Consider the following 22069-nt stretch of genomic DNA (forward strand, 5'->3'; position numbering starts at 1 on the left):
CCGCCACAGCTAGGGGGACGAACAGCAGCGCAGACCGGTCACACCGGACTCCTGCGGACAAACGTGACAGTTATAAGCCAGCATTATGACTCTTGCATGACAGTTGGATGTCCACCATACAGTGTCAGACTCAAACCCGCTTCCCAGACAACAATTCCACTGAAGTCGTAGGAAACTTTAACGCCAAGACACATTTCGACACTTTCCTGAATGTGTCCGGCGCGTTAGGCTGCGCGTTCATTTCGCCAGCACCCATATGATGCTCCAGCATTTTTTACAAGAATTTGGCTACTTCGCCCTTTTCCTCGGCACCTTTTTCGAAGGTGAGACCATTCTGGTTCTCGCTGGATTTCTGGCGTTTCGCGGGTACATGGACATCAATCTGGTCGTGGTGGTTGCCTTCTTCGGCAGCTACGCAGGCGACCAGCTCTGGTATTTCATGGGGCGCAAGCACGGCCGCAAGCTCCTGGCACGCAAACCGCGCTGGCAAATGCTCGGCGATCGCGCGCTGGAACACATTCGCAAGCACCCGGACATCTGGGTGTTGAGCTTCCGCTTTGTCTACGGCCTGCGTACGGTCATGCCCGTGGCGATTGGCCTGTCCGGTTACCCGCCGGGGCGCTATCTGCTGCTCAACGGTATCGGCGCAGCGATCTGGGCGGCGGCGCTGGGCGCTGCGGCGTACAAATTCGGCGCCGTACTCGAAGGCCTGCTGGGCAACGTCAAGAAATACGAGCTGTGGGTACTGGGCGCCCTGTTGGTGATCGGTGGCCTGCTGTGGCTCCGACGCCGCCTCAAGAACGCCCGCATTGCCCGGGAAGAAGCCAAGCTGGCGCTGCCTGCTGCGGTCGACGCCAAGGACCGGCCAGACGAGTAAACCGCCCATGAGCGCGATACATCGCAATCGTGCTCAACAAGGTGTACGTCAGCAACGCCGCCCATCCCAGCGAACTGGCTGACCACAGCCCCACAACAGGCGCCAGCGCCATCAGCGGCCAGTTCGCCACCAGCCTCACCCCCTCCAGCTTCAACGCGGCGGCCCTTTCTCCAGCGCCACCCCGAACACGAACAAACCCAGTGCAACCCACGTCCAGCCCAGCATCAACGCGGGCGAGGACAGCGCTTCCCCATTCGACAGCAGGTAGCTACCGAGCAGCGTGTACAACGAAAACTGCACGTCGATGTAAATCTGCTGCGCAAGGTTCAACGGCACATCGAATTTGCCCTTGGTCAGCAACCCGGTGGTGGTTGACAGCACGCCGGTACTCGAACTGTTGATCGCGTCCGCTCCACGGTAGTAATTGACCTTACGCCAGCAATCAGCCAACAGTTTTACCGCGATCAGCACAAAGAAAAACGGCACGGCGTACAGAATGAAATTCATCGATGCCACCCGGCGACGAAACTTCAAAGATTAGGCGCCACCACGGCAAAACCTTGTGGCAACAGGTGAGAAATTAGTAGACATTTGATGCCATCGTTGGCGCCAAAAGTGCCAGAGAACAGGACAACAATGGCGTACCCGGCGCGAACGGATCGTCTCAGAGAGGGAATACACGCATGAGCAAAAAAGTGGCCGTCATTCTTTCCGGTTGCGGCGTACAGGACGGCGCGGAAATTCATGAAAGCGTGCTCACCCTGCTGCGTCTGGACCAGCGCGGCGCCGAGGTGAAGTGTTTTGCGCCCAATATCGCCCAACACCACGTCATCAATCACCTGACGGGTGAAGAAATGCCCGAAACCCGCAATGTGCTGGTGGAATCGGCGCGCATTGCCCGAGGCGCCATCGAAGACATCCGCGAGGCTGACATCAGCGAATTCGACGCGCTGATCATCCCCGGCGGTTTTGGTGCGGCGAAGAACCTGTCGAACTTCGCAACAGAGGGTTCAGCCTGCAAGGTTCAAGCGGAGGTCCTGGCCATGGCCGAAGCATTCGCAGAAGCGGGCAAGCCAATTGGCCTGATCTGCGTATCGCCTGCACTGGCCGCCAAAATCTACGGCCCCGGTGTGACCTGCACCATTGGCAACTGCGCCGAAACGGCAGCCAAGATCGCCAAAATGGGCGGCCAGCACAAAGACTGCGACGTCACCGACATCGTCGAAGACAAAGACCGCAAACTGGTGAGCACACCGGCCTACATGGTCGCCAAGTCGATTGGCGAAGTGGCGTCGGGGATCAACAAACTGGTGGATCGGGTGTTGGAGTTGGTGCAGGAGAATGAAGCAGCCCCCGCTTGAAGCGCTACCTTGTAGGAGCTTTTATGTCGGCTGACAACCTCTTTCGCCACCAAGGCGGCTCCCACAGAATCGGCGCTGATCCTGAGCGTGGGAGCCGGCTTGCTGGCGAATGCGGTGGGTCAGTGACTGATGAGGTGACAGACGTAACGCCTCGCCAGTTCAAGCCGGCTCCTACAGGGGTTAACCACGTAAGGTTTGCGAACAGCTCAACCACGGGATAAGCGCGTCAGAATCCTATCCAGCGCATTGGCGAATGCCTGTTTCTCGCGATCGCCATAAGCGCTCTGCCCTCCTCCCACCTGACCCTGCTCGCGCAAGTCAGTGAACAGATTGCGCACCGCCAGCCGTTCGCCCATGTTCTGGGCATCGAACTCCTTGCCGCGCGGGTCCAGTGCCGCGACGCCTTTTTTGACCAGCCTGTCAGCCAGCGGCACATCGCTACAGATCACCAGTTCGCCTGGCACTGCGTGTTCAACCAGATAATTGTCAGCGGCATCCGGCCCGCTGGGCACCACGATCAGCTTCACCACTGCAAACGCAGGCCGAGGCACAGCCTGCCCTGCCACCAACACCACTTCGAAGTGCCGCTTGAGGGCAAACTTGACCACTTGATCCCGCGCCGCCTTGGGGCAGGCATCGGCATCGATCCAGACGCGCATTTGGCATTGACTCCTACAGGGTAACCATCAGGCCGCTGACGCGCGTCGCTTCTCCGAGAGACGACTGCGCCCATACAAAACCGCAATCGCAACCAACGCGATGGCCTGAGCACTCAGTGAATACGCATCAGCGTGAATACCCAACCAGTCGAATTCGAAAAACGGCACCGGGCGTGTGCCGAAGATTCCAGCCTCCTGCAACGCCTTGACACCATGCCCTGCGAACACAACAGAGAGCGCGCACAACAACGCGGCGTTGATGCCAAAAAACATCGCCAATGGCAGCTTCGCCGAACCGCGCAGAATCACCCACGCCAGACCGACCAGCAACACCAGCGCCGTGGCGCCGCCCGCCAACACGGCGTTATGCCCGGCTGGACCGGCTTGCAGCCACAGAGTCTCGTAAAACAGGATCACCTCGAATAACTCGCGGTACACCGAGAAGAACGCCAACACCGCAAAACCGAACCGACCGCCGCCACCGACCAGGCTGCTCTTGATGTAGTCCTGCCATGCCGCGGCGTGGCGCCGATCGTGCATCCACACCCCCAGCCACAGCACCATGACACTGGCGAACAGAGCGGTCGCGCCTTCAAGCAATTCACGCTGCGAGCCGCTGACGTCGATCACATAGGCCGCCAACGCCCACGTTCCCAGACCCGCGAGCAACGCCAGCCCCCATCCGACGTTGACGCTACGCGCCGCCGATTGCTGGCCAGTGTTACGCAGGAACGCCAGAATCGCCGCCAATACCAGAATCGCTTCCAGCCCTTCACGCAGCAGGATCAACAAGCCCGAAACAAAGCTCAGCGACGTGCTCAAGCCATCGCTGCCCAGCAGGTCGGCTGACGCTTTCAACTTCACCTTCGCAGCGGCGAGTTTTTCGGCGGCTTCGGCGGCTGGCAGGCCATCCTGCAAAGATTGTCGATAAGCCATCAACGCCTTTTCGGTGTCCTTGCGCACAGTGGCGTCGACGTTATCCAGCGAGCTTTCCACCAACTCGAAGCCTTCCAGATACGCGGCGACGGACAGGTCGTACGCCTGCTCGCGATCCCCGGACTGGTAGGCCGCCAGGCTTTTGTCCAGCGTCGTGCTGGTGTAATCGAGCAACTGCGCTGGGCCTCGCTGAACCTGGGGCGGCTGGGCACGCAGGGCGCGGAACGTGGCGGCCGCTTGCGGGCCTTCGACAGCGGCGATTTCGACCGGGGTCTGACGCGCAAGGTCCGCAAGGTTGAAGGTCTTGACCGGCTGGGCCGTGGCATCGGCGCTGAAACTGGCGATGTAGGTCGCCACGTCCCAGCGCTGGCGGTCGTCCAGTTGATCGGCGAACGACGGCATGTCCGTGCCTTCGATGCCCAGTCCGAGGGTGTTGTAAACGTCGAAGAGGCTCAGGCGATCCAGTCGCGCCGCATCACGCAGATTGGCCGGAGAAGGCGTCATGCCGATGCTTGCCGGTCCATCACCCGCGCCCGCATCGCCATGGCAGACCGAACAATACTGGGCGTAGAGCGGCGCACCGCGAGCCGGATCCGGCGTAATGATCGGCGCCTGGCTCACTTCATACGCCACCGCAAGCTTCGCCCCTAACTGACGGGCCTGACGCGCCACGGAAGCGCCGTCCTGCTTCTGATCAACCGCGCGTTGCAGCGTTTTGACGCCTTGGGCCAGATCGGCACGTTCAGCCCGCTCTGGCAGCGCCTCGATCAGCCCTTCCAAAGCCCCCAGAAACTCAACCTGCTCCTTGTATTCCGCCTCATCGACGACCTTGCCATCCGCAACAGTGGGTGGGTAATCGGCGCTCACGTAATCGAGCAGGTGCAGCGCCTGAGCGGCACCGTCGGCGGAATCTGCCGATGCGCCAACGCTGAACAGACTCAGCAATGTCAGGCTCAGGCAGGCCAGATAGCGAGAAGGGGACAACATGAAGGGATCTCAAATAGAAATGCGAAGGGTTGCTATTGTTCATGTTGGGCGTCGCGCACTCAAGCGTTGCTGCTCAATGGCCTCGATGTGCGCTTTTCATGCTTAACCTCCGGGCTTGTCAGCCGATGTACCAGTGGCACTGTGCATGTGGCAAAACCTCGTGTCAGACACTTCTAAAAGTATTGAAAGCCATCAAAAAGCCATTGTTTTCAGCGCCTCACTCCTTATAATTCCCGCCCGCCACAGTGTGGCACACAGCCATCATCCAGGGCTGTTTTCATGGGAAGCGCCCTCGCCTTCTTCAAACGGATTTGTCTGGCCGCAGACTCAACGACACGGCCAGCCCTGTTCAAGGACTGATCTCGATGTCACCTCGCGCCCTTGGCACTCTCGCGCTGATCGCTGCTGCGCAACTGACCGGCTGTGCTGCGTTTCGCAGTTACGATACGGAACTGCAACAAACCAACCAGCAGCTCACCAGCGGCAACGTCGACGGCGCCCTGACGCTCCTTGAAAAGAACAACACTGGCGACGACAAAGACCTGCTCTATTACTTCGAGAAAGGCGAATTGTTGCGCTCCAAGGGCGATCTGGCGGGCAGCCAGGCCGCATGGGGCCACGCAGACCAGACCGTCATCGCCTGGGAAGACTCGGTCAAACTGGACAGCGGCAAGTACCTGGCCCAGTTCGGCAGTTACCTGGTCAATGACAAGGTCCGTCGCTACGAAGGCTACGACTACGAAAAAGTCATGCTGACCACGCAGATGGCCCTGAACCTGCTGGCCCAGAACGATTTCGAAGGCGCTCGCACCGAAATCAAGAAAACCCACGAGCGCGAAGCCGTCATCGCCGAACTGCGCGACAAGGAGTACCTCAAGAGCGAAGACGAGGCCAAGGCTCAAGGTGTGAACACCCAGTACAAGGACCTCAGAGGCTATCCGGTCGAATCCCTCAATGCGCCCGAAGTAGTGAGTCTGAAGAACAGCTATCAGAGCGCCTTTAGCCACTACCTCGCGGGTTTCGTCTACGAAGCGTTGGGTGAGAAGGACTTGGCAGCACCAGGTTATCGACAGGCCGCCGAACTGCGCCCTAACACCCCGCTGCTGGATCAGGCACTGCTGGACCTCGACGCTGCAGGCAGCAAAAACACCCAGACAGAGGGCAGCGAAGTGCTGCTCGTCGTGCAAACCGGCTTCGCGCCCGCCCGGGATTCAATTCGCCTCCCGATACCGTTGCCGATCAACAACAACCTGGTGATCACCCCACTGTCGTTCCCGGTGATCAAGGCGGACACTTCGACGCCGTTTTTCGATCAGATCGGTCTCGACGGCCAGCCACTCAACCTGACTGCGCTCAACAGCACCACGGCCATGTCCCGCCGCGCACTGCGTGACGACATGCCGGGCATCATCCTGCGCACCAGCGTGCGAGCGATCACCCGTGGCGTGGCGCAGAAAAAACTCAACGACGTAAACCCGCTGGCCGGCCTGGCGGTGGGCATCGCGTCAGCGGTGACCGAAGGCGCCGACACCCGCACCTGGCGCACGCTGCCGGACAACACGTTGGTGGCCCGCGTACGTCTCAAGCAGGGCGAACATCAGGTGGTGTTGCCGTCGTCGCTAGGTGGCACTCATGTGCAGATCAAAATCGATCGCCCTTATCAAGTGGTCACCCTGCGCGCCATCGGCAACCAGGTCTACACCGCCGGTCTCGCCGCGCAAGTGATGCCATCGACCCTGCCGCAAGCCGTGGCCGCCAACAAACCTTGAAGGAAGACTCTCCATGCGTTGCAAGATTCTCGCGCTGACGGCACTGGCACTCCTCGCCGGTTGCGCCACACCTCCACCACCTGCTCCTGGCACGGCGGCCAGCAAGGTTGTTGCGCTGGGTGACCTGAAAAACATCGAGATCGGTCCGATGCGCGTCGCCCGTGAAAACGGCTTCATGACCGTCAACGTCTCGCTCAACAACACCAGCAGTTACAACAAGACGATGTATTACCGCTTCGCCTGGCTGGGCAACGACGGCTTTCCGGTCGCCGAGCCTGAAACCTGGAAAAGCCTGACGCTGTATGGTTCCCAGAGCAGCTTCCTGCCCGCCATCGCCCCGGTTCCCAAGGCCACTGACTTCCGCCTCGAAGTCAAAACCCCTTGATCGCCCCCCTTCGCTCAGCCCAAGAGACTAAAGACATGTCGTTCATTCGCCTTTCACTCCTCGCCGCTGTCGCCCTGCTGGCCACCGGCTGTGCCAACAACTCGCCCACCTTGGGCAGCAAGAACATCAGCTACGGCGACACCAAGGCCGTGGAAACCGTGACCAACGAATTCGGCTCCACGGACCTGCAAATGATCGCCGAGAGCATGACCCGCTCGCTGGCCCAGTCCGGCGCGCTGCAAGGCCGCCCGGTGGTGCAGGTCTACGACGTGAAGAACAAGACCAGCGAGTACATCGACACCCGCGAAATCACCACGACGATCAAGACCCAGCTGATGAAGTCCGGCACTGCACGTTTCGCCAGCGACAACACGGATATGCAGAGCCAGGTCGACCAGTTGAAGCTGCAAAACCAGAGCGGCCTGTACAAGCAGTCGACCGTTAACAAGACCGGCAACATGATCGCCGCCAAATACCGTCTTGAGGGTTCGATCAGTTCCATCGTCAAGCGCAGCAGCGATTACAAGGACGTCTTCTACAAATTCAGCCTGCAACTGATCGACGTTGAAAGCGGCATTGCTGAGTGGATGGACGAGAAAGAAATCCGCAAAACCACGGAGCGCTAAGCGATGCGTACATGGATCGGCATTCTCGGCCTGGCGTGCGCAATGAGCACGCTGTGCGCTCAAGCGGCGCCAAAAGTCGCTGTGACTGACATGGCGTTCGAACAGCAAGTGGAACAGTACATCCACACGGTGTCGGCGCAGACCAACCTTCAGGTTAATCGCTACAGCGCCAGCGGCTCATCGAGCTACAACGAGTACGAAGCGCGCAACACCTACATCGAACAGGGCGAACTGCGCACATTCAGCGGCGACATCAAGGGCCAGATCCTCAAGTCCGGGATGTTCCAGTTGGTGCAGGGCACGCCTTACACGGCCAACGCCAAGGAAGACGTGTACGACGTCATCAAGCGCATCAAGAACGGCAACTTCAAAGGCGCTGATTACGTGCTGTTCGGCACCGTGTCGGACATCGATTTTCGCCAGGACGTCAATGAAATCGCCAACACCAACAGCCACTCAGCCGTGCTGGGCCTGACGCTGGTGGGCGACTTCAGCCTGATCAACACCCGCACCTTCGAAATCACTTCGGCCTTTACGGCGATGGGCGAAGGTCAGGACACCAAACTGGTCAATGGCAACGACGTGCGCGTCACGCCGAATCGCGGTCGCGTCGTCAAAGAGGTTTCAAAGTCGATCGGTATTGACGTTGCGCGCCAGTTGCGAGAGCAACTGCGAGGGGAGTTGGAGTACTCGCAAGAGCAACCTGCGCCACGCAACAACCTGCCCCGTGACGAGGCGCCGAAGATTCTGCGGTGATTCCGAAACCAACGCAGCTCAACTGCGGGAGCGAATTCATTCGCGATGCGAGGGTACATCCAGAAAATGTGTATCGGGTGTACCGACGTCTCGCGAATGAATTCGCTCCCACACTTTGCTGACTGCGCGACAGCGTGTCATCTGAACGATGCGCCATCCGCCACGGTTTTTTATGCGCGTGCTTTCAAGCGCGGTGCAACGTCGCCAAAAACGCCGCCGCGCTCACGAACAATCCGGCAAACGTGCGGTTCATTCGACGCTGCTGTTTCGGCGTCTTCAGTGCCCGCAGCACTTTCGACGCCAGCCCCGTATACCCCGCCATCACGATCAGGTCGACGCTGACCATCGTCACGCCAATCATCAGGTACTGCGGCAGCAGTGGCAGATGGGTGTCGATGAATTGCGGCAGGATCGCCAGCATGAACACCAGCGCCTTGGGATTACTGATGTTCACCAGAAAGCCCCGCGCGACCAGCGCCAGCGGTTTACCAATCGGACGAATGGAAGCGTTATCGGAAAGATCGGTAGGCAAGGCGCGCCACTGCTTGATGCCCAGGTACACCAGGTACGCGACACCGAACCATTTGATCAGAGTGAACGCCAATGCCGAGGTCGCAAGCACGGCACCCAGACCCGCCGCGATGATCGCGATCTGAACAATGAGCGCTAGTTGCAGGCCCAGCGCGTTCCAGTAACCACGCCAGAAACCGTATTGCAGACCGCTGGACATCGATGCGATCGCACCGGCACCCGGAGAAAGACTGATGACCCAGCAGGCGGCGAAAAAGGCCAGCCACGTTTCGAGCGACATTACACACCTCAGGCAGAACGGCATCTCTGCCTAAGCTAGTGTTTGCGTGGGCCAAAAACCAATTATTTCTAACTGTTACGCCAGCTTTGTGGGCAACTGTGAGGCTATTTCGACACCGGGCTGTCGCCCACTCGCCTCTCGCCCGAAACTATCGCAACGCCGTCGTTACCGCGCCAGCGCCGGATCGACTTCTGGAAGAACTGGCTATTGGGCACCTGCACCAGGGTGCCGCCCAGTTCGGCAGGCTCCACCAGCGTGGTGAACATCAGATTGATCGCCGTCACACGGCCTTTGATGCCGGGCTTGTCGGTGGTGTCCACCAGCTCGACCACATCGCCAATGCGAAACGGCCCCATGGTGAAGATGAACACCGCACACAGCAGATTCGACAGCACGCTCCACATGGCGAAGAACGCCACCGCCGCCACGGCGACAAACCCCGAGAGCGCCGCCCACAATACCGAAGCCGAAACGCCCAGCCGCCCGAGTACCGCTACCAGCGCCGTGCCCATGATCAACCAGCGCAAGCCGCCACGCACCATCACCAGCAACTCTGGAGGCAGCAGCGGGTAACGCTCGGCCATGCGGGTCAGAAAGCGCGCGACGAAGCGTTGCAAGGTGTAGCCGATCAACAGGATCAGCAAAATCTGCAACGCGACCAGAATGGGCTCGATCCAGTACGCCGGAACCGGCAAGGCCAAAGACTCCATCAGGACAACGCTTCCAGCTCGGCCTGCATCGACTCCAGCACTTCCAGCGCTTCCATCCACGCCTCTTCCAGCTCCGACTCGCGGGTTTTCAGCTTGGCCTGTTCAGCCAGCAGATCACGCAGTTTGTCCTTGTTGGCGGCATCGTAGATGGCGCTGTCGCCTAACGCTGCCTCTATCTTCGCCAGTTTCTCGTGGACCGTGCCGAGTTCTTTTTCCAGCTTCTCGGCTTCTTTTTTGTGCGGGGCCAGTTGCTGACGCAACGCCGCAGCTTGTTGCCGCTGGGCTTTTTTGTCGGTCTTGTCCGGGTTCACCGGTGTGTTGCTGACCGGCGCGTTGCGCTGACGATAGTCCGCCAGCCAGCGGGTGTAGTCGTCCAGATCGCCGTCGAATTCCTCGACCGCACCATCGGCGACCAACAGGAAATTGTCGGTGGTGCTCTTGAGCAAGTGACGATCGTGAGACACCACCAGCACCGCACCGCTGAACTCCTGCAACGCCATGGTCAGCGCCAGACGCATTTCCAGGTCCAGGTGGTTGGTCGGTTCGTCGAGCAGCAGCAGGTTCGGTTTGTCCCAGGCGATCAGCGCCAGAGCCAGACGAGCCTTTTCGCCACCGGAAAAATTCAGCACCGGCTCTTCCAGCCGCGCCCCCCGGAAGTCAAAACCACCGAGGAAGTCGCGCAAGGTCTGCTCTCGTTCGGTCGGCGCGATACGCTGCAAATGCAGCAGCGGACTGGCCTTGGAATCGAGGGAGTCCAGTTGATGCTGGGCGAAGTAACCCACAACGGTGTTCTCCCCACGCTGCAAACGCCCGCTCAACGGCGACAGCTCGCCAGACAGGTTTTTGATCAGCGTGGACTTACCGGCACCATTGGGCCCCAGCAAACCGATCCGGGCGCCCGGCGTCAGTTGCAGTTTGACCTTCTGCAAAATGGTCTTGTCGCCATACCCCAGACGCGCATCAGACAAATCCAGCAGCGGGCTGGAGATCTTGTCGGACTCACGGAAGGTGAAGTTGAACGGCGAATCGACGTGGGCCGCCGACAGCTCCTCCATCCGCTCCAGCGCCTTGATCCGGCTCTGGGCCTGACGCGCTTTGGTGGCTTGGGCCTTGAAGCGGGCGATGTACTTTTCCATGTGCGCGCGCTGCGCCTGCTGCTTCTCGTAGGCCTGTTGCTGCTGGGCCAGACGTTCGGCACGGGCACGCTCGAAGGCGCTGTAGCCACCGCGATAGAGCGTGATTTTTTTCTGCTCGACGTGGGCAACGTGATCGACCACGGCATCAAGGAAATCCCGGTCGTGGGAAATCAGCAACAGCGTGCCCGGATAACCCTTGAGCCAGTCTTCGAGCCAGAGAATGGCGTCGAGGTCCAAGTGGTTGGTCGGCTCGTCGAGCAACAGCAGGTCCGATGGGCACATCAGGGCTTGTGCCAGGTTCAGGCGCATCCGCCAGCCACCGGAGAAGCTGCCGACCTGGCGTTCCATCTGCTCGTTGGTGAAGCCCAGACCGGCCAGCAGCTTGCGAGCGCGGGCGTCAGCGGTGTAGCCATCGGCACTGTCCAGTTCGGCGTGCAGTCGCGCTTGAGCAGCGCCGTCGTGAGCTGCTTCAGCCGCCGCCAGGTCCTGCTGCACCTGACGCAGACGCAAGTCGCCATCGAGGACATAGTCCACCGCCAGGCGTTCGAGGGTATCGACCTCCTGACGCATGTGGGCAATGCGCCAATCGGCGGGCAGCGAGCAATCGCCGTTGTCAGGGGACAATTCACCCCGCAGCAACGCGAACAGGCTGGATTTACCGGCGCCGTTGGCCCCGATCAGGCCGGCTTTCTGACCGGCGTGCAGCGTCATCTCGGCATCTTCTAGCAGACGCTGCGGACCACGCTGTAAGGTAAGGCTTTGAAGTCTGATCATAATGGCGGCGGAGTCTACCAGCTTCGCCCAAAACGGGTAGATGACGATGCCTTCCGACCTTTGGAGTTTTACCCTCGATTTCTATGCGCGCCCCGGCGTTGAACAGGCTTGTCTCGCGCTACAGGCCAGCGGCGGCAACGTCTGCGCGCTATTGTGCGGGGTGTGGCTGGATCAGCGACGGATCCCGTTAGATCCGATACGCGCCGAAGAAATCAGACAATTGGCGACGCCTTGGCACGACGAAGTGGTCGGCCCTCTGCGGGCGATCCGCACGCAATGGAAAGCGGCAGCCGCTACCGACGAGGAACTCGATGCGTTGCGTGAGCGCTTGAAAGTGCTGGAACTGGATGCCGAACGGGAATTGTTGGTGAGGCTGCAACGTCTGGTTCAGGACTGGCCGGATCAGGCCATGCAGACAACCGGGGCGTGGCTAGAGGCGCTGGCGGGCAAAGCCGCGAGCGAAGCACCCGACGCGCTGCACGTGCTGCAACGCGTCGGGCAGGACGCCGCTTAAGACGCGCTGGACGGCATCGAACCGGTGGCTGGAGCAGCGGCCGGAGTGGTCGGCGCTACAGGAGCAGGGGTCGAGGTCGCTGCGGCTGGAGCAGGCGTCACGGGCTTGGCCGCTGGTTTTGCAGCAGGCTTGGCAGCGGCAGGCTTGGAGGCCGCTTTGGCGGCGACCTTGGCCGTCGGCTTGGCGGCAGCGGGCTTGGCGGCAGGTTTGGCAGTGGCGGCAGGTTTTGCGGCTGCCGGTTTGGCTGCAGCGGTCGCGGCGGGCTTGGCTGGCGCCTTCGCAGCAGGCTTGGCCGCTGGTTTTGCCGCAGCGGTCGCAGGTTTTGCGGCAGCGGTTTTAGCCGGGGCTTTCGCGGCAGGCTTTGCGGCAGGCTTGGCGACGGGTTTAGCCGCAACAGGCGCCTTGGTGGCAGCCGGTTTGGCCGCTGCAGTTTTGGCGGCTGGCTTGGCGGCCGTCGTTTTCGCAGGGGCTTTTGCAGCAGGCTTGGCCGCTACTGGTTTGGCAGCCGTCGGTTTTGCTGCGGCTGGCTTGGCAGCGGCAGCTTTGGCTGGCGCCTTGGCCGGTGCTTTAGCGGCGGGTTTGGCTGCCGCTTTCGCAGGGGCTTTAGCGACCGGTTTGGCGACTGCCTTCGCCGGGGCCTTGGCCGCGCGATCACTCAACGCCTTGGCAACGGCTTCTTTCACACGACCCACGCCTTGGGCCAGCTTCAGGCTTTCCTGAGCATCGCGCTTGAGATTCTGAATGTAGGTGCGGGTTTCGGTCTGGCGATTTTTCAGCGCATCGAGCAACGCTTCGAGTTCAGCGACAGCGTCTTTGGCCTTGGCCTGTGCCTTGGCTTTACCGGCAGTCGCCGCGTCCTGCAATTTGGTGCGAGACTTGTGCAGTTTTTCCTGAGCTTTACCGCGTTGTTTTTCAAGCTTGGCGAGCAACTTCTCGGCGTCAGCCAAGGCTTGAGAGCAGGCATCTTCAAGATGTTCGAGCAAGCTGCTCGAGAGTTGTTGGAGCAAATGCAACGGAGTGTTTACTGGCTTCTTGGTGGCCGACATGACTTACCTCCTGGCTGATTTGAATGCGGCTCATACTAGACCTCTGCCCGCACCGCCGCTAGGGCATCTTGACACTACAATTTCCGGTCTGTTGCACGGAGCGGAAAAACAGCACATCCAGCCATCACATTCGATCCTCAGCGCTGGCATAATCGCCACTTCCCAGGCCGGAGAGCATTCATGTCGCGCTACCTGTTTATGTCGTTGTTCCTCTTGGTACCCCTTGCCCACGCGACCGATGCCCCACCCGCTGACAACGCTCATGATCTGGCCTACAGCCTGGGTGCGAGTCTGGGCGAGCGTCTGCGCCAGGAAGCCCCCGACCTGCAACTGCCTGCCTTGATCGAAGGCTTGCAGCAGGCCTACCAGAACAAGCCACTGGCGATCAAACAGGAGCGCATGGAGCAGATTCTCAGCGACCATGATGCGGCTCTTGCCCAGGCTGAAAACTCCGGCCAGTCCGAGCCGCAGACCGAAGCTGCGCTCAAGGAAGAGCGTCGCTTCATGGACGCCGAGAAAGCCAAACCCGGCGTACGCCAGCTGGCAGACGGCATCCTCATGACCGAACTGACACCCGGCAATGGCCCCAAGCCGGACATCAATGGCCGCGTTCAGGTGAAATACGTCGGGCGCCTGCCGGATGGCACGATCTTCGACCAGAGCCAGCAACCACAATGGTTCCGCCTGGACAGCGTGATCGCGGGCTGGACCACTGCGCTGGTGGACATGCCGGTGGGTGCGAAATGGCGCCTGGTGATTCCATCAGCCCAGGCGTACGGCGCTGAAGGCGCTGGCGATCTGATCGACCCTTACACGCCGCTGGTGTTTGAAATCGAGTTGTTGGCGGTTTCCCAGTAAACGCAGGTGCCATAAAAAAAGGGTGCCCTCAGAGCACCCTTTTTTGATCGCGGCCAAGTCAGGCTTGAACGGCATCCTGTTCCTTGTGCGCGTTGTGCAGCACTTCGATCAGGCAGTCTTCAAGTTCGAAGCGCTCATGCAGCAAGCCGCCCAGCTCCTTGAATTTCTCGGCAACACATTTGCCTTCATCACAAAGATCGTTGAACGCCAGCAGTTTCTCGGTGATGACGTCGATCCGGGGATAGATCGTATCGGCCAGTTCAAGACCACGCTGGTCGTTGAAGGCCTTGGCTTCGCCAGTCAGTTGTTCGTAGATTTCGAAGTGCCCTGCCGACACATAATCAACGAGCGTGCCGCAGAACTCTTGCAGTTGTTTACGGGTTTCAGACAGCGCTTCGGGTTCGGCACCCAGCACGTCGTAAGCCTGGATCAGCTCGTTGCGCTCGTGCAACCAACGGTCGATCAGCTTGTGAACCCCACCCCAGCGTTCCTGAGCATTCTGACAACTTTCCAGCATGATGTTCTCTCTTCCCTTCAGGGGCACTCCGACCCCGAATCATAAAGGTGATCCGGCGCGTGGCCTATGAAAACCGGCTGTGAAAAACGTCGACAGCAGCATGATCCGATGATGCGTGCGGCCCAGATTATGCCCGCTCGCCGAGGCCTTCAAGGTACGCAGTCGATAAAGTTCATACAAGCGTTTAATCCGAGGTCCCTGTATCCATTGGCCTAGCGCGGCGAAATTCGATGAAAACGTAGTACAGCGAAAACAGCATGAGTCCTGAGAACGCCAGCAAACTCCACTCGGGAACGCTGATACCAAAGAGGGTCCAGTTGATTTCGGAACATCCGGCAGCACCGATCAATGTCAGATAGAGCACTTTCCAGAACGGCTGGGTATCGAGCAGATACTTCAGATTCTCAAGGCAGGACGCCAGGTTGTCAGGCGGCGACTCCTGTAGCCAGACTTGTCGCGCCGCGACCGCCGCACCCAGGGACGCAATGAAAAACAGCCCACCCGAATAGCCACGCCAGCCACTACGACCCGGCTGATGCACAATGGCGAACAAGCAAATAGCCGAACAGACCGACATCAATGCACGCTGTACGAAGCACAATGGGCAAGTGTCTGATCCGGTCAAATGTCCCAGATAGACAGCCGCACCCACGATCAACGCGCAAGCGAGGAACGCCAGAAAAAACAGTGAGCGCGTACGAGCCAGATGCATGGAAAATCCGTAACAAAAGACGAGGGCGATAACGGTAGAGGAAAGCGAGACTCGCTTTCAAGGCGACCGAAGGAGGATGTTTCCGAGTGTGATTACGGATCTATCAACTACGCATACGGGAATTTACTCTCATTTCTCGACAAGCAAGAAAATAGCCTTCGAAGCATTAGGAAAAGCCCTACAGGAATTGGCGAAACGATCACAAAAAAGGCCCTCATTCCGGGCCTTTTGTGCATATGAATACCGGCGCTAAACGCGAGCCAGAGTCGGGAGCGGGCGAGCGAGTAAACGCTCATCCAGCAGGCCCAACCCCTCCTGAAACAATTGGTTGCTACGGTCCGTCTCACCCAATTGACCCAGCAGACGCGCAAGCTCGGCGCACGCTTCAGGATTGCGCTGGAGGTTCAAGCTTGCCTCCAGATAGTCGCGAGCCTTGCCCCACAAGCTGCTTTGCAGGCTCAAGCGACCTAGCGTCAACAGCAGGCCCGGGTCATCGGAATGCTGCTTGAGCCAATTTTCAGCCGTTTGCAGCTGCTTGGCCGGATCACTGCCACGTACCAGCCCGTACAATCGTGCCAGATGGCTGCTGTATTCACGCTTTTGGGCGTTGCGCAGCACTTCCTCTGCCTGCACATCGGCACCGTGGCGGCGCAACTGCTCCGCATACGCCAGAATCAACGCAGGCTCCTGACGCTGCGCAGACGTCAGTTGCTGCCAGGCCTTCTCCAGCGCGGGCAGCCCTGCAGCGCCCGATTCGCTCTCCGAATCCCGATAAGCCGCCAACGAGAGGTTTTCGCCCCAGGCACGTTTTTCCAGCTCGGCCAGTTCTTGCGCAGGCAGAACTTTATCCTTGCGCAGTTCCGGCATCAGGCGAATCAGATCGGACCACTCACCGCGCTGCCGATACAGTCGCTGCAACTGGCGCAAGATCTGTGGATTGTGCGGATGGCGATCATGCATCGCCTGCAACGTCGTCAACGCGCCGTCGCTGTCACCACGATCAAGCTGCAGTTGCGCGTGATTGAGCGCAATGGCCAGCTCAGCCTGAGGCTGACGTTCAAGTGCACGTTCCAGCAAATTGTCGCTGTCTTCGTAACGACCTTGCTCGTTCGCAGCACGTGCGGCACCGAGGTAATAGAGCAATGGCTGACGCTCAGCTTCGGCTGCGCGATGCAGGTGCTTTTGCGCGCTGGCCCAGCGACCTTCAGCAAGGTCCAGCTGGCCCTGCTCGATGGCCACCTGCACACGACGACTGCGGTTGCGGCGCGACCATGGGTTGACCACGCCCCCCGAGGTCGTCAGCAGCCGGATCAGCCCTCGCAACAGCCAGACCACCAAACCAATGACCACCAGCAAGGCCAATGCCGCCCACAGGCTGGACTCATAACGGAAGGTGTCATACGCGATCAGGACGTAGCCTGCGTGACGGGAAATGGCCAGTCCAACACAGGCCGCCACGACGATCAGGATGAAGACGATCACATACGCCCGCTTCATGGTTTGCTCCCAGGCTTCGCCCCTTCAGCCGGTTGCTCCAGCGCGCCGCCTACGGGTGTGTGACGCTGCTCAAGGTAAGCCTGCACCGCGCTGAGGCTCTGGGCCAGGTCAGGCGTCAGAACCGAAACCGGCTGCTTGGCCAGTTCGTCCAGACGTTCGCCAATGACTTTGCTCTGCGGGTTGTCCTGATTGAAATTGGCATTCAGCACGCTACGCGCCTCAGCCACAGCTGTGCCGTAGACCTGTTGCTCGCCATTGAGCGCAGCCCACTGGGCCTGTTCCAGCGCAAGGCTCAATGCCAGGCGAACCTGAGTCAGACTTTGTCCCGCCAGCAACGGGCGAATGTTCTTGTCGGCGTGGAAGTCGATGCGGATGTACCGGGAAATCTTGTCCCACCACGTCGCCCAGTAGCTGTCTTCGGAACCGTCGGTGAGACCAAACAGTGACTCGCCTTTGTCCTTGTATTCCGGGGCAAGGGAATTCAACTGAATGGCTTGATCACGCAGTGCAGCCAGTTGCAGGAACAGGCCCGTGCGGTCCGGCTGATCGACGCTGCGCAACGCAGCCATGCTTTTGGCCAGTTGCTCGCGAGCGGCGTAGGCGCCAGGGTCGTTCTGTTCGCGCAGAATTTCGTCAGCCCCCTGAACCAGCGCCTGAGCGCTGTTAATGTCCTGCAACGCGGACAAACGCAGGCTCGCCAGACGCAACAAATGCTCGGCCTCGGCCAGACGCCAGTCCTTGCGGCTGGCACCGAGTACGGTCTCCACACGCTGGCTCAGTCGTTGCTGATCGCCCTGCAACTGAGTCACGAGCCGACGACGGTCCTCCAGCTCCTCGGCAGGTGGCAAGGTGGCCAGACGGGCTGCCAGTTGCTGCTCGCCCTGCTTGAGGGCCTGAGTTTGTGCGCCGATGTCCTGCAGCTGTCCGGCCTGCTGCTGATGACCGGTCTGAATGGCCCGCAGTTGCCACACACTCCAGCCACCGACGGCGACGCCCGCAGCCCCGAGCAGCAAGGCCAGTACGGCCAGACCCGTTCCGGAGCGGCGATTGGAAGGTTCTTTTTGCGCGGGTTCCGGCAACGGCTCAGGTTTGGCCAATACCGGTTCTGCGTCATCTTTTGGCAAGACTGTTTCGCTCACGTATCCATCCTTTGCATTTGGGCGTGATCGCGTAATCCGACGGGTCGATCATTACGCCTGAGAGGCAGGTGCAGGATAGTCCCGCAGCGCTGCCAGCAAGGCCGCAGCGCTGGCGCCACGGCAGTCCACTACGGTCTGAGCCCCGGCCTCACGTGCCAGTTCAGCGACCCGAGGGCTCGGTACGAATAACGGCATCCGCGACAACTCAGGCCAGCTGTCGCCCGCCAGCTCTCGCAGATGTTGAAAACCTTGTCCACTGCTGACCACCAGCCCGTTCAAGCGTTCCGCCTGCACGGTATCGGGCAAGGCGAATGCCGGGTATTGCGGGAGCTTGCGGCGGTACAGCGGCAGATAATCGACACTAACACCCCGTTCGCGCAAGCGCTCGGCCAACCATTCGCGCCCGTCTTCGCCCCGCATGATCAGGACCTTGGGGTCGTAAACCGAAGAAAGCGTGGTGTGAAGTTGGGGCATATCGAGCAGCGCTTCGCTGTCGTCGCCGTGCTCGGGGAAGAAGACGCGCAAGTTGTAGTCATCGAGAATCTGCGCAGTGGCAGCACCGACCGTGAACCAGTGCTGCATGGGCGGCTGCGGCCAGATTTCATCGACCCTCTCCAGCCCCAACCGGGCTGCCGGTTTGCTGACGACGATCACGGCACAGTATGTCGCGAGGTTGTAAATGATCGCGCGGGTTTCTTCCGAGACCGGCAGCGGCTCGATGTCCAGAAGCGGCAGGCTGGCGCTGAATATGCCTTCTTGCGCCAGCGTCTCGGCGAGCGCCTGCGACTCTTCAGCCGGGCGCGTGATCAGCAGACGCCATCCATTCACGCCTCGTCCGCCTCGCCATAGACCGCCTTGAGAATCGCCGCAGCGCCCTGCCCCAGCAGCGCCTCGGCCACTTGCACACCCAGTGCCTGTGCATCGGCCTGAGGCGCACGAGCTTCGGCACGCAGCAGCAGGCTTCCGGCAGGATCACCGACCAGACCGCGCAGCCAGAGCTGATCGTTCTCCAACACTGCGTAGCAAGCAATCGGGACCTGACAGCCGCCGTTCAAGTGCTTGTTCAAGGCTCGCTCGGCCGTTACGCGCACAGCCGTTTCGGCGTGATGCAAAGGCGCCAACAAAGCGTGCAGCTCCACATCGACGCTGCGGCACTCGATGCCGACCGCGCCCTGGCCACCTGCCGGGAGGCTGTCTTCGATGCTGATCGCCGAGGTGATGCGGTCTTCGAAGCCCAGACGAATCAAACCGGCCGCCGCGAGGATGATGGCATCGTATTCACCGGCATCCAGCTTGGCCAGGCGCGTGTTGACGTTACCGCGCAGGAAATGGATTTTCAGGTCGGGACGATAGGCCAGCAACTGAGCCTGACGGCGCAGGCTGGACGTGCCGACGATGCTACCCGCAGGCAGATCATCGAGGCTGGCGAAGGTGTTCGAGACGAAGGCATCACGCGGGTCTTCACGCTCGCAAATGCAGAACAGGCCCAGGCCTTGCGGAAAGTCCATCGGCACGTCTTTCATCGAGTGCACGGCGATATCCGCTTCGTTCTCCAGCAGCGCGGTTTCCAGCTCTTTGACGAACAGGCCCTTGCCGCCGATTTTCGACAGCGGCGAGTCGAGCAGCTTGTCGCCGCGACTGACCATCGGCACCAGCGTCACGATGAGGCCCGGATGCGCCTGCTCCAGACGAGCCTTGACGTATTCGGCCTGCCAGAGTGCCAGAGCACTTTTGCGGGTAGCGATGCGGATTTCGCGAGAAGACATGGATCGATCCGTACTGAGTGAATGCGGCGAATGATAACAGCTCGGCCCAATCGGGCCGATGACTGTCTGCGACGCCTCATGATCTCAAATCGTCCGGGCAATGCCATGCGGTGGTGTGTCGCTTCCGATCGCTGTATCAGGTGGTGCACCGAATGTCTGCGGTTGGACGCAGCATCTGTGGGAGCCGGCTTGCTGGCGAAAGCGGTGGGTCAGTTGCAATTAACCTGACTGATCGTTCGCGTTCGCCAGCAAGCCGGCTCCCACAAAGCCAGGCGCAATCCAAGAGTCCTTGGCTATAACTGCTGCATCATCTTGCGTACACCTGCCACGTGCCTGCGGCTAACGATCAGTGCGTCGCCATTCAAGCCTTTCAGGAACAACTGAAAATGCCCCAGCGGCGTGCGCTGCAAGCGTTCGATACGATCGCGAGCCACCAGCGCGTTGCGGTGGATACGCACGAAGCGGTCACCGAATTCGTCTTCCAACGCCTTCAATGGTTCATCGAGCAACACCTCGCCATCTTCGTGGCGCAGCGTCACGTATTTGTGGTCGGCAATGAAATAGATCACATGATCCAGTGGAATCAGCTCGATGCCCTTGCGGGTGCGGGCGCTGATGTGGGTACGTGGGCCATTGCCGCTTTCGGCCGCAGGACGCGTCATGGCTGCCAGTTGCACGCGATTGGGTCGCTCGGCCTTCTTCAGTGCTTCCAGCAGATTTTCCGGACGCACCGGTTTGACCAGGTAACCCACGGCGCTGACCTGGAAAGCCTCCAGCGCGAACTCGTCATGGGCAGTGCAGAACACCACCGCAGGCGGGGTGTCGCGTTCACATAATTTGGCTGCCACTTGCAGCCCGTCCAGACCCGGCATGCGGATGTCGAGCAACACCACATCGGGTTTCAGACTATCGATCAGCGTCAAGGCTTCTTCGCCATTGGTGGCGCTGGGTTCAAGGACCCGATAACCCTCGAGGTCGCCGACCAGACGGCTCAGGCGATCACGGGCTAGGGGTTCGTCATCAACGATCAGGACATTCATATTGCACTGGCTTCCTGCGTGAGTCTCGCACAAGGATAGCGTAGACAGGTGAAGTGACGACCGTCACGGCGTTCCACGCTCAGACTCGCGAGAGGGCCAAAAAGTGCCGTGATGCGGGCGCCGATATTTGCCAAGGCCTGCTGAGTGCCGCTTGAAGTCTGCCGCCGGGCGACTTCGTCGTAGGGATTACTGACACGCAATATGAATACTCCCCGTTCGTAGTCCGCCTCGACTCTGACCACGCCGCCTTCAACGCGGGGCGCGATACCGTAGATCAACGCGTTCTCAAGTAATGGCTGCAAGGTTAGCTGGGGAATCGGCAAGTCGTCGGGAATTGCACTGACGTCCCAGTCCAACTGTAGACGCTCGCCGAGCCGATATTGCTCAATCGACAGATATCGTTTGGCCAATTCCAACTCTTCGCGCCATGTGGTCAGGCTGCCGGGCTTGCCCAGGCTGGCGCGAAACAGGTCCGACAAATCCAGCACCGCCTGCTCGGCCTTGACCGGGTCGCTGGTCACAAGGCTCGCGATGCTGTTGAGGGTATTGAACAGAAAGTGCGGCCGGATGCGTGCCTGCAATGACTCGATCCGCGCTCGCAATTCTGCCTGTTGCTGTTTGCGCCACTGACTCTGCAGATAAAAGTAGCGCAACATCAGCGCCGACATGATGAGAGCAATCAACGAATAGCGAACATAGCGTTCAACCACCCCGTCGAGCGAAGTCGCTCCCGTCAGTTGGCAGTAATCCGTGACCGCCGTACACATCAGCGTCACCGCCACTACCAACAAACAACCCGCCGCGCCTGCAATGCCCGGCCTCAGCCGTGCCAGCCAGGGGCGCAGGCCGCACAGCAGACCCGCCGACAGCAGCACGATCCATTGCACGAAGAGCGAAATCAGCGCCAGCCGCACCCAGTCGAATTCGGGGTACATCGGTTCGACCAGCACCAGAACCAGCACCAACAGTTCCGCGAGCACGACCAAGACCAGCAGCGCCTGAGGCAGACACAGTTCCGGGAGGAAGAATTCTTTGCCGGGCGAGGCGCTCTGGCTCGGCGGGTTGCGCTCTTTTTGCATACGATCAGTCTCTGCGCTCATCCCCGCGCGGGCAAGCTGTCCGGCATAAAAAACCGGCAATCCTGTTATCATCGCCCGCGCCTTTTAAAATCGGCCACATCTCCATTCGTACAG

General features: G+C 60.1%; 22 protein-coding genes and 1 pseudogene. 8 read left to right on the forward strand and 15 right to left on the reverse strand.

Annotated elements, in window-relative coordinates:
• Positions 1 to 256: 256 nt before the first annotated feature.
• Entirely contained in the window at positions 257 to 877 is a 621-nt protein-coding gene (locus ACI2KB_RS13845; RefSeq protein ID WP_404635353.1) for a DedA family protein, read from the forward strand.
• On the opposite strand, the pseudogene ACI2KB_RS13850 reads toward ACI2KB_RS13845, so the two are convergent.
• A pseudogene (locus tag ACI2KB_RS13850) lies at positions 864 to 1384 on the reverse strand (hypothetical protein); the annotation flags it as partial. The gene ACI2KB_RS13845 and the pseudogene ACI2KB_RS13850 sit on opposite strands and share 14 nt — an antisense overlap.
• A gap of 176 nt (positions 1385 to 1560) precedes the next feature.
• Between ACI2KB_RS13850 and elbB the strand changes: the two are divergent.
• The gene (gene elbB, locus ACI2KB_RS13855) at positions 1561 to 2238 is read left to right on the forward strand and encodes an isoprenoid biosynthesis glyoxalase ElbB (protein ID WP_404635355.1); all 678 of its coding nucleotides are present in this window, start codon (positions 1561 to 1563) and stop codon (positions 2236 to 2238) included.
• Positions 2239 to 2444: 206 nt separating this feature from the next.
• Here elbB and ACI2KB_RS13860 read toward each other — a convergent pair whose 3' ends face one another.
• Complete coding sequence (locus tag ACI2KB_RS13860) at positions 2445 to 2897, reverse strand: YaiI/YqxD family protein (RefSeq protein WP_404635357.1); 453 nt, start codon at positions 2895 to 2897, stop codon at positions 2445 to 2447.
• Positions 2898 to 2924: 27 nt separating this feature from the next.
• Positions 2925 to 4820 (reverse strand): FTR1 family protein, encoded by a 1896-nt coding sequence (locus tag ACI2KB_RS13865; protein WP_404635359.1) that lies wholly within the window; start codon positions 4818 to 4820, stop codon positions 2925 to 2927.
• A 365-nt stretch (positions 4821 to 5185) separates the two neighbouring features.
• Here ACI2KB_RS13865 and ACI2KB_RS13870 point away from each other — a divergent pair, with 365 nt between their 5' ends.
• From ACI2KB_RS13870 to ACI2KB_RS13885, 4 genes are read left to right on the forward strand one after another with little or no spacing between them, the layout of a single operon-like run.
• Positions 5186 to 6589 carry a COG3014 family protein gene (locus ACI2KB_RS13870; protein ID WP_404635361.1) on the forward strand — a complete coding sequence of 468 codons (1404 nt, stop codon included), beginning with the start codon at positions 5186 to 5188 and terminating at the stop codon, positions 6587 to 6589.
• A gap of 13 nt (positions 6590 to 6602) precedes the next feature.
• The gene (locus ACI2KB_RS13875; RefSeq protein ID WP_404635363.1) at positions 6603 to 6974 is read left to right on the forward strand and encodes a YcfL family protein; all 372 of its coding nucleotides are present in this window, start codon (positions 6603 to 6605) and stop codon (positions 6972 to 6974) included.
• Between the two features lie 35 nt (positions 6975 to 7009).
• Entirely contained in the window at positions 7010 to 7600 is a 591-nt protein-coding gene (lpoB, locus tag ACI2KB_RS13880; protein WP_404635365.1) for a penicillin-binding protein activator LpoB, read from the forward strand.
• Positions 7601 to 7603: 3 nt separating this feature from the next.
• Complete coding sequence (locus tag ACI2KB_RS13885) at positions 7604 to 8356, forward strand: penicillin-binding protein activator LpoB (protein ID WP_404635367.1); 753 nt, start codon at positions 7604 to 7606, stop codon at positions 8354 to 8356.
• A gap of 184 nt (positions 8357 to 8540) precedes the next feature.
• Here ACI2KB_RS13885 and ACI2KB_RS13890 read toward each other — a convergent pair whose 3' ends face one another.
• The 3 genes from ACI2KB_RS13890 to ACI2KB_RS13900 all read right to left on the reverse strand — a co-directional run bounded on the left by ACI2KB_RS13890 (position 8541) and on the right by ACI2KB_RS13900 (position 11787).
• Positions 8541 to 9167 carry a LysE family transporter gene (locus tag ACI2KB_RS13890; RefSeq protein WP_404635369.1) on the reverse strand — a complete coding sequence of 209 codons (627 nt, stop codon included), beginning with the start codon at positions 9165 to 9167 and terminating at the stop codon, positions 8541 to 8543.
• A gap of 104 nt (positions 9168 to 9271) precedes the next feature.
• On the reverse strand, positions 9272 to 9877 hold the full coding sequence (locus tag ACI2KB_RS13895; protein ID WP_404635371.1) for a mechanosensitive ion channel domain-containing protein: 606 nt from the start codon (positions 9875 to 9877) through the stop codon (positions 9272 to 9274).
• On the reverse strand, positions 9877 to 11787 hold the full coding sequence (locus tag ACI2KB_RS13900; RefSeq protein ID WP_404635373.1) for an ATP-binding cassette domain-containing protein: 1911 nt from the start codon (positions 11785 to 11787) through the stop codon (positions 9877 to 9879). Before ACI2KB_RS13900 ends, ACI2KB_RS13895 begins: the two co-directional genes overlap by 1 nt.
• A 46-nt stretch (positions 11788 to 11833) precedes the next feature.
• Here ACI2KB_RS13900 and ACI2KB_RS13905 point away from each other — a divergent pair, with 46 nt between their 5' ends.
• A complete protein-coding gene (locus ACI2KB_RS13905; protein WP_404635375.1) occupies positions 11834 to 12301 on the forward strand; it encodes a TIGR02444 family protein in 468 nt (155 codons plus the stop codon).
• On the opposite strand, the gene ACI2KB_RS13910 is transcribed toward ACI2KB_RS13905, so the two are convergent.
• A complete protein-coding gene (locus ACI2KB_RS13910; protein ID WP_404635377.1) occupies positions 12298 to 13347 on the reverse strand; it encodes an AlgP family protein in 1050 nt (349 codons plus the stop codon). The two genes, ACI2KB_RS13905 and ACI2KB_RS13910, sit on opposite strands and share 4 nt — an antisense overlap.
• 180 nt (positions 13348 to 13527) lie before the next feature.
• Between ACI2KB_RS13910 and ACI2KB_RS13915 the strand changes: the two genes are divergently transcribed.
• Positions 13528 to 14205, forward strand: coding sequence for an FKBP-type peptidyl-prolyl cis-trans isomerase (locus ACI2KB_RS13915; protein ID WP_404635379.1), 678 nt, complete (start codon positions 13528 to 13530; stop codon positions 14203 to 14205).
• A 58-nt stretch (positions 14206 to 14263) separates the two neighbouring features.
• Here the strand turns inward: ACI2KB_RS13915 and rsd are convergent, their stop codons facing one another.
• From rsd to ACI2KB_RS13955, 8 genes are all read right to left on the reverse strand, one after another.
• Positions 14264 to 14722 (reverse strand): sigma D regulator, encoded by a 459-nt coding sequence (gene rsd / locus ACI2KB_RS13920; protein ID WP_404635381.1) that lies wholly within the window; start codon positions 14720 to 14722, stop codon positions 14264 to 14266.
• Positions 14723 to 14906: 184 nt separating this feature from the next.
• Positions 14907 to 15434 (reverse strand): disulfide bond formation protein B, encoded by a 528-nt coding sequence (locus tag ACI2KB_RS13925; RefSeq protein WP_404635383.1) that lies wholly within the window; start codon positions 15432 to 15434, stop codon positions 14907 to 14909.
• A gap of 249 nt (positions 15435 to 15683) precedes the next feature.
• On the reverse strand, positions 15684 to 16931 hold the full coding sequence (locus ACI2KB_RS13930; protein ID WP_404635385.1) for a heme biosynthesis protein HemY: 1248 nt from the start codon (positions 16929 to 16931) through the stop codon (positions 15684 to 15686).
• A complete protein-coding gene (locus tag ACI2KB_RS13935; RefSeq protein WP_404635387.1) occupies positions 16928 to 18070 on the reverse strand; it encodes a uroporphyrinogen-III C-methyltransferase in 1143 nt (380 codons plus the stop codon). The genes ACI2KB_RS13930 and ACI2KB_RS13935 overlap by 4 nt, the downstream gene beginning before the upstream one ends.
• Before the next feature lie 51 nt (positions 18071 to 18121).
• Positions 18122 to 18898 carry a uroporphyrinogen-III synthase gene (locus tag ACI2KB_RS13940; protein WP_404635389.1) on the reverse strand — a complete coding sequence of 259 codons (777 nt, stop codon included), beginning with the start codon at positions 18896 to 18898 and terminating at the stop codon, positions 18122 to 18124.
• Positions 18895 to 19836 (reverse strand): hydroxymethylbilane synthase, encoded by a 942-nt coding sequence (hemC, locus tag ACI2KB_RS13945; RefSeq protein WP_404635391.1) that lies wholly within the window; start codon positions 19834 to 19836, stop codon positions 18895 to 18897. Before hemC ends, ACI2KB_RS13940 begins: the two co-directional genes overlap by 4 nt.
• 293 nt (positions 19837 to 20129) lie before the next feature.
• Positions 20130 to 20876 carry a LytR/AlgR family response regulator transcription factor gene (locus ACI2KB_RS13950; RefSeq protein ID WP_404635392.1) on the reverse strand — a complete coding sequence of 249 codons (747 nt, stop codon included), beginning with the start codon at positions 20874 to 20876 and terminating at the stop codon, positions 20130 to 20132.
• Positions 20873 to 21955 carry a sensor histidine kinase gene (locus tag ACI2KB_RS13955; protein WP_404635702.1) on the reverse strand — a complete coding sequence of 361 codons (1083 nt, stop codon included), beginning with the start codon at positions 21953 to 21955 and terminating at the stop codon, positions 20873 to 20875. The genes ACI2KB_RS13950 and ACI2KB_RS13955 overlap by 4 nt, the downstream gene beginning before the upstream one ends.
• Positions 21956 to 22069 lie beyond the last annotated feature (114 nt).

The sequence above is a fragment of the Pseudomonas sp. NPDC088444 genome (genome assembly GCF_044900175.1).
In the GTDB taxonomy this organism is placed as follows: domain Bacteria; phylum Pseudomonadota; class Gammaproteobacteria; order Pseudomonadales; family Pseudomonadaceae; genus Aquipseudomonas.

Bases quoted from the DNA above. Each gene is read 5' to 3' on its own strand.
- ACI2KB_RS13845 (WP_404635353.1), top strand. From the start codon at position 257: ATGATGCTCCAGCATTTTTTACAAGAATTTGGCTACTTCGCCCTTTTC.
- elbB (WP_404635355.1), top strand. From the start codon at position 1,561: ATGAGCAAAAAAGTGGCCGTCATTCTTTCCGGTTGCGGCGTACAGGAC.
- ACI2KB_RS13860 (WP_404635357.1), bottom strand. From the start codon at position 2,897: ATGCGCGTCTGGATCGATGCCGATGCCTGCCCCAAGGCGGCGCGGGAT.
- ACI2KB_RS13865 (WP_404635359.1), bottom strand. From the start codon at position 4,820: ATGTTGTCCCCTTCTCGCTATCTGGCCTGCCTGAGCCTGACATTGCTG.
- ACI2KB_RS13870 (WP_404635361.1), top strand. From the start codon at position 5,186: ATGTCACCTCGCGCCCTTGGCACTCTCGCGCTGATCGCTGCTGCGCAA.
- ACI2KB_RS13875 (WP_404635363.1), top strand. From the start codon at position 6,603: ATGCGTTGCAAGATTCTCGCGCTGACGGCACTGGCACTCCTCGCCGGT.
- lpoB (WP_404635365.1), top strand. From the start codon at position 7,010: ATGTCGTTCATTCGCCTTTCACTCCTCGCCGCTGTCGCCCTGCTGGCC.
- ACI2KB_RS13885 (WP_404635367.1), top strand. From the start codon at position 7,604: ATGCGTACATGGATCGGCATTCTCGGCCTGGCGTGCGCAATGAGCACG.
- ACI2KB_RS13890 (WP_404635369.1), bottom strand. From the start codon at position 9,167: ATGTCGCTCGAAACGTGGCTGGCCTTTTTCGCCGCCTGCTGGGTCATC.
- ACI2KB_RS13895 (WP_404635371.1), bottom strand. From the start codon at position 9,877: ATGGAGTCTTTGGCCTTGCCGGTTCCGGCGTACTGGATCGAGCCCATT.
- ACI2KB_RS13900 (WP_404635373.1), bottom strand. From the start codon at position 11,787: ATGATCAGACTTCAAAGCCTTACCTTACAGCGTGGTCCGCAGCGTCTG.
- ACI2KB_RS13905 (WP_404635375.1), top strand. From the start codon at position 11,834: ATGCCTTCCGACCTTTGGAGTTTTACCCTCGATTTCTATGCGCGCCCC.
- ACI2KB_RS13910 (WP_404635377.1), bottom strand. From the start codon at position 13,347: ATGTCGGCCACCAAGAAGCCAGTAAACACTCCGTTGCATTTGCTCCAA.
- ACI2KB_RS13915 (WP_404635379.1), top strand. From the start codon at position 13,528: ATGTCGCGCTACCTGTTTATGTCGTTGTTCCTCTTGGTACCCCTTGCC.
- rsd (WP_404635381.1), bottom strand. From the start codon at position 14,722: ATGCTGGAAAGTTGTCAGAATGCTCAGGAACGCTGGGGTGGGGTTCAC.
- ACI2KB_RS13925 (WP_404635383.1), bottom strand. From the start codon at position 15,434: ATGCATCTGGCTCGTACGCGCTCACTGTTTTTTCTGGCGTTCCTCGCT.
- ACI2KB_RS13930 (WP_404635385.1), bottom strand. From the start codon at position 16,931: ATGAAGCGGGCGTATGTGATCGTCTTCATCCTGATCGTCGTGGCGGCC.
- hemC (WP_404635391.1), bottom strand. From the start codon at position 19,836: ATGTCTTCTCGCGAAATCCGCATCGCTACCCGCAAAAGTGCTCTGGCA.
- ACI2KB_RS13950 (WP_404635392.1), bottom strand. From the start codon at position 20,876: ATGAATGTCCTGATCGTTGATGACGAACCCCTAGCCCGTGATCGCCTG.
- ACI2KB_RS13955 (WP_404635702.1), bottom strand. From the start codon at position 21,955: ATGCAAAAAGAGCGCAACCCGCCGAGCCAGAGCGCCTCGCCCGGCAAA.